General features: G+C 29.0%; 16 protein-coding genes. 13 read left to right on the top strand and 3 right to left on the bottom strand.

Annotation, left to right across the window (positions count from 1 at the left end):
• Positions 1–37: 37 nt before the first annotated feature.
• Positions 38–757: a response regulator transcription factor gene (locus tag AEBR_RS14165; protein WP_129087057.1), complete on the top strand. Its 720-nt coding sequence runs from the start codon at positions 38–40 to the stop codon at positions 755–757.
• Here AEBR_RS14165 and AEBR_RS14160 read toward each other — a convergent pair whose 3' ends face one another.
• Positions 758–1,699, bottom strand: a complete 942-nt coding sequence (locus AEBR_RS14160) for a TAXI family TRAP transporter solute-binding subunit (RefSeq protein WP_129087056.1) — start codon at positions 1,697–1,699, stop codon at positions 758–760.
• 197 nt (positions 1,700–1,896) lie between these two features.
• Between AEBR_RS14160 and AEBR_RS14155 the strand changes: the two genes are divergently transcribed.
• The 6 genes from AEBR_RS14155 to AEBR_RS14130 all read left to right on the top strand — a co-directional run bounded on the left by AEBR_RS14155 (position 1,897) and on the right by AEBR_RS14130 (position 7,774).
• Positions 1,897–2,685, top strand: a complete 789-nt coding sequence (locus AEBR_RS14155; protein WP_129087055.1) for an HrcA family transcriptional regulator — start codon at positions 1,897–1,899, stop codon at positions 2,683–2,685.
• 13 nt (positions 2,686–2,698) lie between these two features.
• Positions 2,699–3,265, top strand: a complete 567-nt coding sequence (grpE, locus tag AEBR_RS14150) for a nucleotide exchange factor GrpE (RefSeq protein ID WP_129087054.1) — start codon at positions 2,699–2,701, stop codon at positions 3,263–3,265.
• A gap of 252 nt (positions 3,266–3,517) precedes the next feature.
• Positions 3,518–5,404, top strand: a complete 1,887-nt coding sequence (gene dnaK, locus AEBR_RS14145; protein ID WP_129087053.1) for a molecular chaperone DnaK — start codon at positions 3,518–3,520, stop codon at positions 5,402–5,404.
• Between the two features lie 138 nt (positions 5,405–5,542).
• A complete protein-coding gene (locus tag AEBR_RS14140; RefSeq protein WP_129087052.1) occupies positions 5,543–5,845 on the top strand; it encodes a hypothetical protein in 303 nt (100 codons plus the stop codon).
• A 49-nt stretch (positions 5,846–5,894) separates the two neighbouring features.
• Positions 5,895–6,992 carry a murein transglycosylase A gene (gene mltA / locus AEBR_RS14135; RefSeq protein ID WP_172658915.1) on the top strand — a complete coding sequence of 366 codons (1,098 nt, stop codon included), beginning with the start codon at positions 5,895–5,897 and terminating at the stop codon, positions 6,990–6,992.
• Between the two features lie 44 nt (positions 6,993–7,036).
• Entirely contained in the window at positions 7,037–7,774 is a 738-nt protein-coding gene (locus AEBR_RS14130; RefSeq protein ID WP_129087050.1) for a Gabija anti-defense Gad2 family protein, read from the top strand.
• 8 nt (positions 7,775–7,782) lie between these two features.
• Here the strand turns inward: AEBR_RS14130 and AEBR_RS14125 are convergent, their stop codons facing one another.
• Positions 7,783–8,019, bottom strand: coding sequence for a hypothetical protein (locus AEBR_RS14125; RefSeq protein ID WP_129087049.1), 237 nt, complete (start codon positions 8,017–8,019; stop codon positions 7,783–7,785).
• Positions 8,020–8,175: 156 nt separating this feature from the next.
• On the opposite strand from AEBR_RS14125, the gene AEBR_RS14120 reads away from it, so the two are divergent.
• From AEBR_RS14120 to AEBR_RS14110, 3 genes are all read left to right on the top strand, one after another.
• A complete protein-coding gene (locus AEBR_RS14120; protein WP_129087048.1) occupies positions 8,176–8,979 on the top strand; it encodes a phosphatidylserine decarboxylase in 804 nt (267 codons plus the stop codon).
• 25 nt (positions 8,980–9,004) lie between these two features.
• The gene (locus AEBR_RS14115) at positions 9,005–11,065 is read left to right on the top strand and encodes an EAL domain-containing protein (protein ID WP_129087047.1); all 2,061 of its coding nucleotides are present in this window, start codon (positions 9,005–9,007) and stop codon (positions 11,063–11,065) included.
• Between the two features lie 68 nt (positions 11,066–11,133).
• The gene (locus AEBR_RS14110) at positions 11,134–11,364 is read left to right on the top strand and encodes a hypothetical protein (protein WP_128982640.1); all 231 of its coding nucleotides are present in this window, start codon (positions 11,134–11,136) and stop codon (positions 11,362–11,364) included.
• 12 nt (positions 11,365–11,376) lie between these two features.
• Here AEBR_RS14110 and AEBR_RS14105 read toward each other — a convergent pair whose 3' ends face one another.
• Positions 11,377–11,733, bottom strand: coding sequence for a rhodanese-like domain-containing protein (locus tag AEBR_RS14105; protein ID WP_129087046.1), 357 nt, complete (start codon positions 11,731–11,733; stop codon positions 11,377–11,379).
• Between the two features lie 148 nt (positions 11,734–11,881).
• Here AEBR_RS14105 and AEBR_RS14100 point away from each other — a divergent pair, with 148 nt between their 5' ends.
• Genes AEBR_RS14100 through AEBR_RS14090 form a run of 3 tightly spaced genes read left to right on the top strand, consistent with a single transcriptional unit; the run spans position 11,882 to position 14,649 of the window.
• Complete coding sequence (locus AEBR_RS14100; RefSeq protein ID WP_129087045.1) at positions 11,882–12,244, top strand: thioredoxin family protein; 363 nt, start codon at positions 11,882–11,884, stop codon at positions 12,242–12,244.
• Positions 12,245–12,260: 16 nt separating this feature from the next.
• Positions 12,261–13,994: a protein-disulfide reductase DsbD gene (gene dsbD / locus AEBR_RS14095; protein WP_129087186.1), complete on the top strand. Its 1,734-nt coding sequence runs from the start codon at positions 12,261–12,263 to the stop codon at positions 13,992–13,994.
• Between the two features lie 55 nt (positions 13,995–14,049).
• The gene (locus AEBR_RS14090) at positions 14,050–14,649 is read left to right on the top strand and encodes a MarC family protein (protein WP_129087044.1); all 600 of its coding nucleotides are present in this window, start codon (positions 14,050–14,052) and stop codon (positions 14,647–14,649) included.
• The last annotated feature ends 1 nt before the right edge of the window (position 14,650 follow it).

The following is a 14,650-nucleotide window of genomic DNA, read 5'->3' as shown; positions in this document are numbered from 1 at the left end:
TTTGCTATAATAAAGCAAATTATGAATAGGAAAGCAGATGAAGAGTTACTCTACAAGAGTTCTATTAGTAGAAGATGAAGATGTTGCAAGAAAAACATTATCATTTTATCTAAATACTATTTTTGATGAGGTCGTCGTAGCAAAAGATGGACAAGAAGGCGCTTCTACTTTTAAAAAGAATTTCGAAGAAAAAAGAGTCTTTGATTTAGTTTTAACTGATTTAAAAATGCCAAATAAAGATGGTATCTCAATGATTGATGAAATAAGAGAAGTTGTTCCAAACCAAAGATTTATAATAGTTAGTGCCCATAAAAATGAAGATGATCTATTAAAGCTTATTAATTTAAGAGTTTTAGGATATTTTGTAAAACCTTTAAATATTGACAATATGATGGAGATGTTAAAAAAAGCTAAAGAGGAAGTTTTAGCTGATAACTCAAATCAAGAGGATAATAATGAACTTATTATTTTAAATAAAAGATATACCTACAATAAAAATAGTGACAAACTTTATAATGAAGAAAATATCGTTAAACTATCAAAAAAAGAGTTAGATATTTTAAAAGTTTTAATTGATAATCTTGGAGATGTTGTTCCTGTTACAAAGTTTAAAGAGCTTGTTTGGAATGATATAAACACAAATGATTCTGCTTTTAGAACAGTTATGAAAAGATTAAAAGACAAAGTAAAAGATGATGACTTTGTTATCTCTCACAAGGGGTATGGATATATTATAGAGAAACCTTTAAAAAAGTAGTTATTTTATAAAGTTATTCTCTTTAAAATATTTTAATGCACCATCATGAAGTGGTGCATTCAACCCTTCTAACAATGACTCTTTAGTAATATATTTATATACTGGATGAAGCGCTTTAAAATGTTCAAAATCCTCTAAAATTGCTTTTACTAAAGTATAAACAGCTTTTGTACTTACATCTGAACTTGTAACTAATACTGCTTTTACTCCAAATGTAGGCACATCTTTATTTAAGCCTTTATATAATCCAGAGGGAATTACACCTTTAATATAGTAGGGATTTTTATTTATAAAAGCATCAATCTTTTTGCCAGTTAATGGAGTTATATCAATATCTGTTGAGTTTGCTGCATCTTTAATATTTGCAGTTGGATGACCAACCATATAAAAATATCCATCAATTAAATTATCTCTTAGTGCATTTGGTGCCTCACCTGCTTTGAGTCTTCCAACATATGAGAAATCACTGGTTTTTATATTTAGTTCATTTAATAAAGTCATAGAAGTTGCTTCATTTCCAGAACCAGTATTTCCTATATTTATTCTTTTCCCTTTTATATCATCAATTGAGTGAATATTTGCGTCTTTTCTAGTAACTAAAGTAAAAAGTTCTGTATAAATAGAGAATACAGATCGTAGCTTTTCAACAGGAGCATTTTTAAATTTTCCTATTCCATTTATTGCTTGGTAAACTGCATCTGATTGTACAATTCCAAAATCTAGCTCACCTTCATTTATTGCCATAATATTGTATACAGAAGCATCAGTTGCTTCAACTGAACATCTAATCTTAGTCTCTTTTTTATATTTATTAACAAGTTTACAAATTGCACCACCAGTAGGATAGTATGTTCCTGTAACACTTCCTGTTCCAATTGTAATAAACTCAGTTCCAAAAATTGACAAATTAAAAGTGAAGATAAAGATAAGAATTTTTTTCATGGCAAAACTTTTTATTTTAATTATATATAAAAAAATTGAAATAATGACTAATTTTCTACCTAAAAAATGGCATTAAATATAAATTTAGCACTTTTATAAATCTTTTGCTAAAAAGAACTTGACATTTAGTCACTCATATAGTATAATAATTTTAGCAGTTTAAGATTTTAAGTGCTAATTTAAAGAGAGTGATAAAGATGTTAGACAAAAAAGAGTTTCTATTACATTCTATTATTAAGGCTTATATTGAGCATTTAGAGCCAATTGGTTCTTCACAGCTTAAAAGTATGTATGATATCACATATTCACCCGCAACTATTAGAGGTTACTTTAAAAAGTTGGGAGATGAAGGATTTCTTGCTCAAGAGCATGTAAGTTCAGGAAGAACTCCTACAACTGAAGCCTTGAAAATGTATTGGAGTGGAAAATTAAATTTCAAACTCAATTTTGTTGATGAAAAAGCAGTTGAATATCTTTCAAAAGATATTGGATTATCTGTTTTTTTGCAAGAACAAAAGTCAGATGTTTTAAAAGATATATTAAATGTTGAAAATAGATATATGATTTTAGAGTTTTCAACTTTTTCAATCACTGTTAAATTTACAGATGCTCTATATAGATTTTTAAGTGAAATGGTTGGTTTAGAGTTAGTTCATATTGTAAGTATCTCTAAACAAGTAGGTGCTTTTGAGATTTATGAAAAGGTAAGTCAACATCTACAAAATAAGAATTTCCACATCTATAATACAAAAGAGTTTTTTTCGTTAGCACTTCATTTTAACTTTGATGAAAAGAGTATTAACTCTTTTTTAAAGGGTAAAATTTTAGACTCAATTGAAGAGGGTTTATACTTTGACAAGATAGTGCCAGAAGGATATATTGGGATTTGTCACAATTGTAAAATTGAGGACAAGGATGTAAAAATGTTAGTAGTTGGTGAATTGTCAAGGGATTATGAATATTTCTACAAAAAGATAAGTATATGATAGGAGAGTTACTTTGAGTGAAAAACAAGAAGAATTAAACAAAGAAGAACAAGTTGAGAATCAAGAGAGCAAAGAAGAGGCAAAAGATACTCAGCCTACAGAACTTTCTGCTGAAGATAAAATTGCAGAACTTGAGGCAAAACTAAAAGAGAGTGAAGATAAATATTTTAGAGTTCACGCTGATTTTGAAAATATTAAAAAAAGATTAGAGAAAGAGAAGTATCAAGCTATTGATTATGCCTCTGAAAAATTTGCAAAAGATCTTTTGGCTCCAATAGATACTTTAGAGATGGCTTTAGCCGCAGAAGAAGCAGCAAAAGAGATGCCTTCTGATGAACTATTGGCAAAACTAAAAGAGGGAGTTGAACTTACAATTAAAAACTTCTATAGTGCTTTTGATAAACACAATATTACAATTGTTGAAGTTGATGGTGAGTTTGATCCAAATTTCCATAATGCAGTTATGCAAGTAAATAGTGCAGAGCATGAAGATGGAGAGATTGTTCAAGTTTTACAAAAAGGTTATAAATTTAAAGATAGATTACTAAGACCAGCAATGGTTTCTATTTGTAAAAAGTAAAACTTTTTACAAATAAATGAATAGATAATAATGAACAATGAAGAGTGATTTTTAGAAATTATTCATTTGATGCAAAGCATCACTGACCGCAATGTCTTTAAACTATCAATTAAGTTAAACAACATGAGGGAATCACACATGCGAAAGCATGTGCTTTAGGATTGGTTCTTAGGTTGAATTTATTTCAACCGCTAAAGAACATCAAAAAAGATGGTCCCTTCATTTTATAAAATAAAATTAAGGAAGAATAAAATGAGTAAAGTTATTGGTATAGATTTAGGTACAACAAACTCTTGTATGGCAGTTTATGAAGGTGGTGAAGCAAAAGTTATTCCTAATAAAGAAGGGAAAAACACTACTCCATCTATTGTAGCTTTTACAGACAAGGGTGAAGTTTTAGTTGGTGATCCAGCAAAAAGACAAGCAATTACAAATCCAGAAAAAACTATATATTCTGTAAAAAGAATTATGGGTCTTATGATGGATGAAAAAAATGCACAAGAGGCACAAACAAAAGTTGGATATAAGATTGTAAATAGAAATGGTGCAGCAGCTGTTGATATTGCAGGAAAAATTTATACTCCACAAGAAATTTCAGCTAAAATTTTAGGAAAATTAAAAGCAGATGCAGAGGAGTATTTAGGTGCTCCTGTAACTGATGCAGTTATTACAGTTCCAGCTTATTTCAATGATGCACAAAGAAAAGCTACTCAAGAAGCAGGAACAATTGCAGGACTAAATGTACTAAGAATTATTAATGAACCAACAGCTGCATCACTTGCTTATGGTTTAGATAAAAAAGGTGAAGAAAAAGTTCTTGTTTACGATTTAGGTGGAGGTACATTTGACGTTACTGTTTTAGAGATTGGTGATGGAACATTTGAAGTACTTTCAACTGATGGTAATGCATTCTTAGGAGGAGATGACTTTGATAATGCAATTATTGATTGGTTAGCAAAAGAGTTCAAAGATGAAAATGGCTTTGATATTAAAAATGACAAAATGGCTCTTCAAAGACTTAAAGATGCAGCTGAAAATGCTAAAAAAGAGTTAAGTAGTGCAGAATCAACAGAGATTAATTTACCATTTATTTCAATGGGAAGTGCAGGACCTGTTCACTTAGTAAAATCTTTAACAAGAGCAAAATTTGAGTCAATGACTGAGCACTATATTAATGAGACTTTAGGACATATCAAAACTGCATTAAAAGATGCTGGATTAGATAAAAGTGAAATTGATGAAGTTATTATGGTTGGTGGTTCAACAAGACTTCCAAAAGCAAATAAAGTAGTTAAAGAATTTTTTGGAAAAGATTTAAATAAAGGTGTAAACCCAGATGAAGTTGTTGCTGCTGGTGCTGCTGTTCAAGCTGGAGTTTTAAGAGGGGATGTTAAAGATGTTCTTTTACTAGATGTTACACCACTATCTCTTGGAATTGAGACTTTAGGTGGAGTTGCAACTAAACTAATTGAAAAAGGTACAACTATTCCTGTTAAAAAATCTCAAGTATTTAGTACAGCAGAAGATAATCAACCAGCTGTTTCTATTCATGTTGTTCAAGGGGAGAGAGAGTTTGCTAAAGATAATAAATCTTTAGGTATGTTTGAACTTTCAGATATTCCAGCAGCTCCAAGAGGTGTTCCTCAAATTGAAGTAACATTTGATATTGATGCAAATGGTGTTTTAAATGTAAGTGCTAAAGATAAGGGAACTGGAAAAGAGAATAAAATTACAATTTCAGGTTCATCTGGATTAAGTGATGAAGAGATTGAAAAAATGGTTCAAGAAGCAGAAGCAAATAAAGAGATAGATGCTAAGAAAAAAGAACTAATTGAAGTAAGAAACCAAGCAGATGCACTATTACATAGTACAAGAAAAACTTTAGAAGAGAACGAAGGTGCAGTTTCTGAAGATGAGAAAAAAGCTATTATTGATGCAGCAGCAGATTTAGAACAACTTTTAAAAGATGAAAATGCAACAAAAGAGCAAATTGATGAAAAAGTTAAATCTTTAACTGAAAAATCTCATAAATTAGCAGAAGCTATGTATAAAAAAGAGCAAGGTGCTCAAGGTGAAGCTCAACCAAACCAAAAAGCTAAAAAAGATGATGACGACGTAATTGATGCAGAAGTTGAGTAATTTGATAAAAATAAAAAAAACCTCTACACCAAAAAGATGTCTAAATCATTTTGAAAGAGAAAATATAACAAAACTCTTAAATGTTCTAAAAGAGGAACAAGAGAGAGTTTTTAGCATAAAGCAGGGGTAACTCTGCTTATGCAAACTATTCTTTTTTTACTGCTACTTTTTTTAATCGTAATTTTTTCTGTACTTCTTTTTTATAAAAACAAACACTCAAGAGTTGATAAATTAAATCAAGGTGAATGTCCTACTTGCAAAGCAAAAAGAAGAGTCTTTTTTGATGAAAATACAAGAACAACTTTCAAAGATGAAGTTATTAGTGCAAAAGTTTTGAAAAACCATGGTTGTTCAGGTCTAAATGAAATAGAATATACTTGTAAAATATGTGGACTAAAAGAGGTCTATCCCCAATCTTCAAACTCTAATTGCTCTATGTAATTGTAGATTAACTTTTAGATGATAAAATTTCAAGCTATAAAGGAAAAAGATGAAATTTTTATCAACAATCACAATAATTTTTATATTACTATTTACAGGATGTTCTCAAAAAGAGTTAATGAAGTTTGAAAAACTTCCAGTCTCACAAGCAAATGTAAAAAAAGTCTCTTTTAATGAAATAGAGGGATTTTATGAAGATGATTTACCTTTAGCTTTTGAAGTTTTTAAAAAAGATTGCCAAAAAGCTGTAAAATATGATTTATTTAAAAATGTATGTGAGAAAGCCAAAGAGTATACAAATGCCTCAGAATTTTTTACAAACAATTTTACCCCTTATGTTTTATATAATAGCAATGGTTTAGACAAAGGTGTTATTACTGGTTATTATGAGCCTCTTTTAAATGGAAGTAGAACTAAAAGTGATATTTATAAATATCCAATATATAAAACACCTGATGATATGATAATAATTGATTTAAGTGACTCTTATCCTGAATTAAAAAAGTATAGATTAAGAGGAAAAATGGTTAATGGTAAAATTGTCTCTTATGATGATAGAAAAGCAATTAACAAAAGAGATGATTTAACACCTATTTGTTATGTGGATGATAGATTAGAGCTCTTTTTTCTTCAAGTCCAAGGTTCAGGGGAAGTTAAACTAGATACAGGAGAGATTATAAATATTGGGTATGCAAACCAAAATGGACATCAATATAGTGGAATAGGAAAAATTCTTTTAGATGAAGGTGTTCTAAAAGAGTATGGTGCTTCAATGCAAGGTATTAAAGCCTATTTTGATGATAATCCACAAAGATTAGATGAGATTTTATATAAAAATAGAAGTTATATTTTCTTTTCTGAGAGAAAACAAGGAGCAACGGGTGCTTTAGGAATTGAACTTGTTGCAGGTAGAAACTTAGCAGTTGATAGAACTTATATCCCTTTGGGAATTCCTGTTTTTATCAATACAAAAAACTCTGTTACCCAAGAGAAAATTGATAGATTAATGGTTGCAGCAGATACAGGTGGAGCAATCAAAGGGGAGATTAGAGCTGACTTTTTCTTTGGTGATGGTAAAAATGCAGCAATATATGCAGGTGGAATGAAAGAGCAAGGAAGACTTACAATCTTAGTACCTAATAATTAGCATTTATATTATAAAATATTAAAAATATTTTTTGAAGGACTCCTTTGAACTTTCCATTTTGGAACCAATATGAATTTTTAGACAGTGATTTAGCAATTGTTTTAGACAAAAGACTGAAGATAGTTAGTGATAGAATAGAAAATTTTTTTAAAAATGTAGTCTCAACACCTCTAAAAGAGGAGTATATAGAGTTTTATCTGGCAGGGTCTTGTCTCAAAAGAGATACTTTTAGAGATATAGATCTATTTTTTCTTACAAATGAAGCATTACATGAAGTACTTGATTGTATAGATAAAAAATATTTCCTTTATAAAAACAACTCTCACACTTTTAAATTTGAAAATGATATTTTCCAGTGTGTATATAGGGAGAGATTTTTAAATAAAAATTTAAAATTTGTAATTGATATTTTTGATTTCTATTCAACAAAAATTGGTTTTAAATGTAGAGTAAATACCAAGAATTTCAAACTTGAAGTAGTTGAATCTGAGGTTAGGAAAGAGTTTGTTCTTTATATGAAAAAGAGATATAACCATGTAACAAGAATAAATCAAAATCCTTTTGTCTCATTACAAAGGGCAATCCATTTTTGTAAAAGTGGTGATGATGTGCCTTTTCACTCGTTTTTGGATGTTATTTTAGAGATTATGAAAATAGATCCTGTTGCTGATTATGAAAAATGTTTTCAAAGAATACAAGGTGATGGGCAAAATTATGAGGCTGTAAAAAAAGCAATAGAAGAGTTTTTAGAAAAAAGAAAAGAGCTTGAAAAAAGGGAGTAACTGCGAAATTAACCGCAGTGTCCTCCCCCACAACAGGTAGATTTTTGTGCTTTAAAAGCAATCACAAAATTGTTTGAATCCTCTTGAAGTTGGAAATCATGTTTCCCACAGAACTCGCTATTCATTCTATCTTTCATCTCAATTGCTTTACTTAAAGCTTCATCTTTTGAGCTGATTGATAAATTGTTTTCTAAATCGCTTCTTTTAAAACAACCACACTCATTTTCAACTATAATCTTATGCATTGTATATCCTTTAAAAATTTGTAATATAAAGTTTTGGAAGATTATCAAAATAGATTTTATAAATTCTTATAATTTTCTTTTAAATACACATTTTAAAATTGAAGATATTTTTAGGTAAAATTTAGGCAAACATATCAATTTATAATAAGGACAATTATGCATATAACAAATGTTATTTCCCAATATTTTGGAAAATTTGCAAGATTTGAATTTCCAGCATTTATACAAACAATAATAAATAGTGCCTATGTGAAATTCTTGGGATTAAATATGAGTGAGTTTAGAAATCCTAAATTTTATAAATCTTTAAATGATCTTTTTACAAGAGAGTTAGCAATTCCAAGGGAGATTGAAAAAGCAGATAATCTTTTTATCTCTCCGACAGATAGTTTAATTACCCAATGTGGAAAGATTGAAAAAGAGTTGGCTTTGCAAATAAAAGGTATGGAATACTCTATTGAAGAGCTTTTGACATATAATTGTGCAGAAAATTTTCATAAAATGCATGATGGAGATTATATGAATTTTTATCTCTCTCCAAAAGATTATCATAGATATCATGCGCCAATAGATTTTGAGGTAAAAAGATTGTTACATGTTCCAGGAAAACTCTATCCTGTAAATTTAAAATATCTAAATAAACAGATTGATCTGTTTATAGAAAACGAGAGAGTTATTTTAGAGTGTATTTACAAAGAGAAACTTTTTTATATGGTTTTTGTAGGTGCTTTAAATGTTGGACAAATGGTATTTGAATTTGAGCCAAAAGTTGAGACTAATTGTGATACTAATGAGATTAAAATCTATGAGTATGAAGATTTAAAAGTTGAACAAGGGGATTGTTTAGGTTATTTTAAAATGGGTTCAACTGTAGTAATGCTATGGGAAAAAGATTTTGTTAAGCTTGAAAATCTTTTAGGAACTAATGTTAAATTTGGAGAGCTTATAGCCAAAATGTAATTTTATGTAAGAAGGGTAAATAGATATGAAGAATAAAATCTTCTATAAAATATATGCAATTATAGTTGCTATTGTTCTTATCTATTCTCTTTTTATTATCTTCATTATTACCCCTAAAATATCTGACTATATTATTGATTTAGAGATAAAACAAGCGCAAATACAATTAAAAAGAGTTGACTCTATAATTAAATCAAAGGAGCTATATCTTAAAAGCCAAGAGAAAGATATAGATTTTGAAGAAGCGAAAAAGAGTATTTTAGAAGAGCTGAGATCTTTGATTCAATCCATAACTATAGAAGATTTGGGATATATATTTTTAATAAATAGTGAAGCAAAGATTGTTCTACATCCAGAAATAACAAAAGATTCAAATTCAAGTATTAATAATATGCCAAATATTAAATCTATGTTTCAAAAACTGGAGTTAGCATATAAAAAGAATATGCCATACGAGTATAAATGGCATAAAAAAGAGGATTCAAGTAATTTTAGTTATGAGAAAATTGCTTGGATAAAATATAATGATTATTTTGATTGGTATATAGTCTCATCTTTATATAAAGAGGACTTAATAAAAAAATCAAATGAGATTAGTTTTATGATAATTAATATCTCACTTATTGTTTTAATTCTTATCTCTTTGTTATCATCTCTTTTTATAAAAAGACTTTTAAATCCAATTTTAAAACTTTCAGAAAAAGCAAGATTAGTAAAAGAGGGAAGGTTTGATATTAGATGTAGTGTTGACACAAATGATGAATTAGGAGTGTTATCTAGTCAATTTAATGATATGCTTGATTTTATAGAAGATAATACAAAAAATCTTGAAAAAAAGATTTCACAAAGAACAAAAGAGATTGAGTATAAACTATATCATGAAAGTGTTACAGGAGCAAAAAACAGACTTGCCCTTTTAAATGATTTGAAAAAATATGAATTTTCAGCCCTAAATCTTATTAGTATAGATGATTTTGATGATATAAACGAGTTGTATGGCTATGAAGTAGGGGATGAAGTTTTAATTGAACTGACAACAAGAATAGATGAATTTGCTAAAAAAGAGGATTTCTTATTTTATAAAATAGGTTCTGCAACTTTTGCAATATTGGATTTACAGCTAAAAAATTTTATCTCTTATGACTTAGTTATTCAAAAAATATTAAAAGAGTTTAAAAAACCTGTCAGAATAAATTCTCTAAAAATAGAGATTATTTTTGAAATAACAGTTGGAACAGCAATCTCTCAAAACAATCAATTAGCTTGTGCAAATATTGCTTTAAAAAATGCAAAAAAAAGAGGAAGTAGATTTACAATATATAATCAAACAATTGATACCCAAGAGAATATAAAAAATACTACATTTTGGAGAGAAAAAATAAATAGTGCTTTAAAAGATGATAGGGTGATCCCTTTTTTTCAACCAATTTTTAACAAAGAGGGCAAACTTATTAAATATGAAGTTTTAATGAGAATAAAAGAGACAATAGAGAACGAACATTTTTATATATCTCCTACAAAATTTTTAGATATTGCTTTTAAAATAAAACAATACTACTCTCTAAATAGAATCATTATAAGTAAAGCCTTTTCAATGCTTGATACAATTAAAGAAGAGATATCAATAAACCTTAGTTTTAGCGATATTATGAATGTTGAGTATATGAAATTTTTAAAGAGTCAAATTGAACTTTTGAATAAAGAACAGAGAGAAAAAATAGTATTTGAAATTTTAGAGAGTGATGACATTACGGATAGTGAAGTTCTTAGTCAGTTTATTAGTGAATATAGGGGAAAAGGTATCAAAATAGCAATTGATGATTTTGGAACAGGTTTTTCAAACTTCTCTTATATTTTAAAAATCAAACCTGATTTTATAAAAATTGATGGTTCCTTGATTAAAGATATAAATAGTGATGAAAATTCTTATGAGATAGTTAAATCAATAACAACCTTCTCAAAATCTTTAGGAATAAAAGTAATTGCAGAGTTTGTCCACTCAAAAGAGGTTTATGAAACTTTAAAAAGACTTGATATAGATGAGTTCCAAGGTTACTATTTGGGTGAACCTTGTGCATTAAATTGATGAATTTAAGATAAAAAAAGTTTCTTTTTGTAAAATAGAAGAAATCTAATTTAATAAAAGGATATTATATGGCAACAACAGAATTAGGAAAACTTCAACTAGCTGGAACAAAAAAAGGTGTAATCTCAATCTCAAATGTATCTGAGCCTTATGGAAAAGGAACACCTGATATTATTAGTATTGGTATCTCATTAAATGGAAAAGATATTGAGTGGAAATCTCACATCCCTTATGAAAATCTTGATGATGTGATAGCAATATTACAAGAAGCAAGCAATAAGAAAAAAGAGGAAGAGTAAAACTCCTCTTTTTTATTCAAAAACCACTTCCTTTCTCTCCTCTAACCATAAGGCCATCCCACCTGCTAGATGAGCCACATTTTTATATCCATGTTGTTGTATTAGAAATTCTCCAACCACTCGTGTTCTATTTGCATGGGCACAAATAAGGACAAAGGGTTCTTCTTTTGACGTTACAATCTTCTCAAAATTTCTAAGCCAAGTGGGAATATCATGGTTTCCAAAAGAGTCAAAAAAAGTTAGTTTATGGGCATTTTTTATAACTCCTGTATTTTCCCATTCATCAGGACGTCTAATATCAATCATTGCAACGCCATCTTTTATCATAAACTCTACACTCTTTGGCGGTAAATCAGTTAATCTATTCATCTATAACCTTTTGCAAAAAAAATAATTCTAACATAAAAAATTTAATTATTTTATAATTTTTTATTATAATAAAATCTATAAGTTTACTTATATTATAAACAAAGGCTTTACAATATTTCTATATAATTAAAAAAAATGAAGGAAAAATATGAAGAAGATTTTATTGGTATTGCTATTTGGCTTCTCAACTCTTTTTGCTATTGAACATTTAAATGATTCAAATTTTGAGGAGAAGTTAAAAGGTAAAAATGTTATAGTTGATTTCTATGCTACTTGGTGTCCTCCTTGTAAAATAATGACAGGAATATTAAATGAGTTTGAAAAAGAGAAACCTGAAAATGTGGAAGTCTATAAAGTAGATATTGATCAATATAGAGATTTGGCAATTAAAAATGGAGTTAAAGCTCTTCCTACTTTGGCTTATTTTCAAGATGGTAAACTTATCACTTTGGAAGTTGGAATTAAAAGTGTAACAGATTTAAAACTAAGTAGTTATAACTATTTTAAATAAGGATTTATATTCTATGATAAAAAAACTCCTTTTACTACTATTTATAAGCATTTATGCTTTTGCAATAGAACAGAATTTTTTAGAGCCTAATGAGGCTTTTAAGACAAGTTTTGAAAAGAAAGATGACAAATTAGTCTTTAGACTTGCTTTGGGGAAAGATATCTATTTATATGATGATAAACTAAAATTTTTTATTAGTAAACCCAAAAAAATAGATATTAGAGATGATTTAAATGTTCCAGAAGCTCATCCATATGAAATTTGGCAGATTCATACAGATGATTTAAACATAGAGATACCTTATTCCTTACTAAAATCAAAAGTTAATGCTTCAAATATTGAAGTGCAAGTTGATTTTCAAGGATGCTCAAAAAAAGGTCTTTGTTATGCTCCTATGAGTGAGACAGTTACAGTTGATTTTGCTACAAGTTCAGCCTTAGCAAATGAAAATAAAGATGTTCAAACAGAAGTTGCACAAAATGAGACAGATATTATTGCTGGAACATTAAAAGATGGAAATATTCTTTTAGTTTTAGCAACTTTTTTTGGTTTTGGACTTCTTCTGTCTTTAACTCCTTGTGTGTTTCCTATGATTCCAATTTTGTCTTCTATTATTGTAAAAGCAGGGGATAGTGGAAATTTAACAGCTTCAAAAGGATTTTTCCTTTCACTTGTTTATGTCCTATCTATGGCAGTAGCTTATACAATAGCAGGAGTTTTAGCAGGAGTTTTTGGAGCAAATCTACAAGTAGCCCTTCAAAATCCTTATGTGCTTGTGGCTTTTGCTGCTATTTTTGTGGCTTTAGCACTATCAATGTTTGGCTATTTTAAACTTGAACTTCCACAAAGTTTGCAAAACAAAGTTAATAAAACAACAGATGGGAAAGAGAAACAAGGTGTTGTTGGTATTGCAATTATGGGATTCTTATCAGCGCTTATTGTTGGTCCTTGTGTTGCACCGCCATTAGCTGGAGCTTTAGTATATATTGGTCAAACAGGTGATGCTTTTTTAGGTGGAGCAGCTCTATTTGTAATGAGTCTTGGAATGGGAGCGCCTCTTCTTCTAATTGGTCTAGGAGCTGGTAAATATATGCCAAAACCAGGTGGCTGGATGGAAGATGTTACTAAAATCTTTGGTATAGTGATGCTTGGTGTTGCTATTTGGATGTTAGATAGGGTTTTAGATGCAACTTTAATAATGTATTTATGGGCAATTTTATTAATAGGAACTGCTTTATATCTAAAAGTATTTGGACATATTTTAGTGAAAATTTTAACAACTGTAGTTTTAATTTATGGTATTTTACTTTTTGTTGGTGCTGTAAGTGGTGCAACAAATCCATTAAAACCCCTTGATAAATTTACTTCAAAAGTTGCATTTGAGGAAACACAAAAACTAAATATTGTTTATGTAAAAAGCAATGAAGAGATTGATATGGCAGTCAAAGCATCAAATAAACCAGTAATGCTTGATTTCTATGCTTCATGGTGTGTCTCTTGTAAAGAGCTTGAAGAGATCACTTTTAAAGATAATAGAGTAATAGAAAAACTAAAAGAGTTTACTCTAATAAAAGCAGATGTTACAGAAAACAATCAAGATGATAAAGCAATGCAAAAAAGATTTGGTGTTGTTGGACCCCCTGCACTAATCTTCTGGGATAAAGATAACAATGAGATAAAAGCTGCGCAAATTGTTGGATATAAAAATCCAGATCAATTTTTAGAGATAGTAAACAAGCACTTTAAATAACTTATCTTAATTTTGATATACTTCCTAAAAATATAATTTTAGGAAGTATAGAATAATGGAGATATTTCTAGCAACATTTTTAAAAATGTTCTTTATAATGACCCCTTTCTTTGTTTTGTCAGTATTTTTAACTGTAACAAATGACGCAACAACAAGGGAGAAAAAAACACTAGCTGTTAAAGTTACCCTGTCAGTTATTATTTTATGTTTAGTTCTTCTCTTTTTTGGAAAACATATTTTCTCTATTTTTGGTATAACTTTAGACGCTTTTAGAATAGGTGCTGGAGCTTTACTATTTTTAACGGCAGTTGATTTGATAAGAGGTAGCAAAGATGGGCAAAAAGTTGATGCTACAAATATTCAAGAACTAGCAGTTGTTCCTTTGGCAATTCCTATTACAGTTGGACCTGGAACAATAGGTATTTTACTTGTAATGGGTGCAGGATTTAAAACTGCCTCGGAACTTTTTTTAGGAAGTGGTGCTCTTATTGCGGCAGTTGTACTAATTGGTATTATGTTATATTTTTCACATATTATAAAAAAAGTTATTGGTAAACAGGGACTTTTAGTGGTTTCAAAAATCACTGGACTATTTTTGGCAGCTCTTTCAGCGCAAACTATTTTTACTGGGATAAAAAACTTTTTAAGCCTTTAAC

Source organism: Halarcobacter ebronensis (genome assembly GCF_013201825.1).
GTDB classification, from domain to species: Bacteria; Campylobacterota; Campylobacteria; order Campylobacterales; family Arcobacteraceae; genus Halarcobacter; species Halarcobacter ebronensis.
This window is presented reverse-complemented; position numbering and strand designations above follow the sequence as displayed.

Bases quoted from the DNA above. Each gene is read 5' to 3' on its own strand.
- AEBR_RS14165 (WP_129087057.1), top strand. From the start codon at position 38: ATGAAGAGTTACTCTACAAGAGTTCTATTAGTAGAAGATGAAGATGTT.
- AEBR_RS14160 (WP_129087056.1), bottom strand. From the start codon at position 1,699: ATGAAAAAAATTCTTATCTTTATCTTCACTTTTAATTTGTCAATTTTT.
- AEBR_RS14155 (WP_129087055.1), top strand. From the start codon at position 1,897: ATGTTAGACAAAAAAGAGTTTCTATTACATTCTATTATTAAGGCTTAT.
- dnaK (WP_129087053.1), top strand. From the start codon at position 3,518: ATGAGTAAAGTTATTGGTATAGATTTAGGTACAACAAACTCTTGTATG.
- AEBR_RS14140 (WP_129087052.1), top strand. From the start codon at position 5,543: ATGCAAACTATTCTTTTTTTACTGCTACTTTTTTTAATCGTAATTTTT.
- mltA (WP_172658915.1), top strand. From the start codon at position 5,895: ATGAAATTTTTATCAACAATCACAATAATTTTTATATTACTATTTACA.
- AEBR_RS14125 (WP_129087049.1), bottom strand. From the start codon at position 8,019: ATGCATAAGATTATAGTTGAAAATGAGTGTGGTTGTTTTAAAAGAAGC.
- AEBR_RS14120 (WP_129087048.1), top strand. From the start codon at position 8,176: ATGCATATAACAAATGTTATTTCCCAATATTTTGGAAAATTTGCAAGA.
- AEBR_RS14115 (WP_129087047.1), top strand. From the start codon at position 9,005: ATGAAGAATAAAATCTTCTATAAAATATATGCAATTATAGTTGCTATT.
- AEBR_RS14110 (WP_128982640.1), top strand. From the start codon at position 11,134: ATGGCAACAACAGAATTAGGAAAACTTCAACTAGCTGGAACAAAAAAA.
- AEBR_RS14105 (WP_129087046.1), bottom strand. From the start codon at position 11,733: ATGAATAGATTAACTGATTTACCGCCAAAGAGTGTAGAGTTTATGATA.
- AEBR_RS14100 (WP_129087045.1), top strand. From the start codon at position 11,882: ATGAAGAAGATTTTATTGGTATTGCTATTTGGCTTCTCAACTCTTTTT.
- AEBR_RS14090 (WP_129087044.1), top strand. From the start codon at position 14,050: ATGGAGATATTTCTAGCAACATTTTTAAAAATGTTCTTTATAATGACC.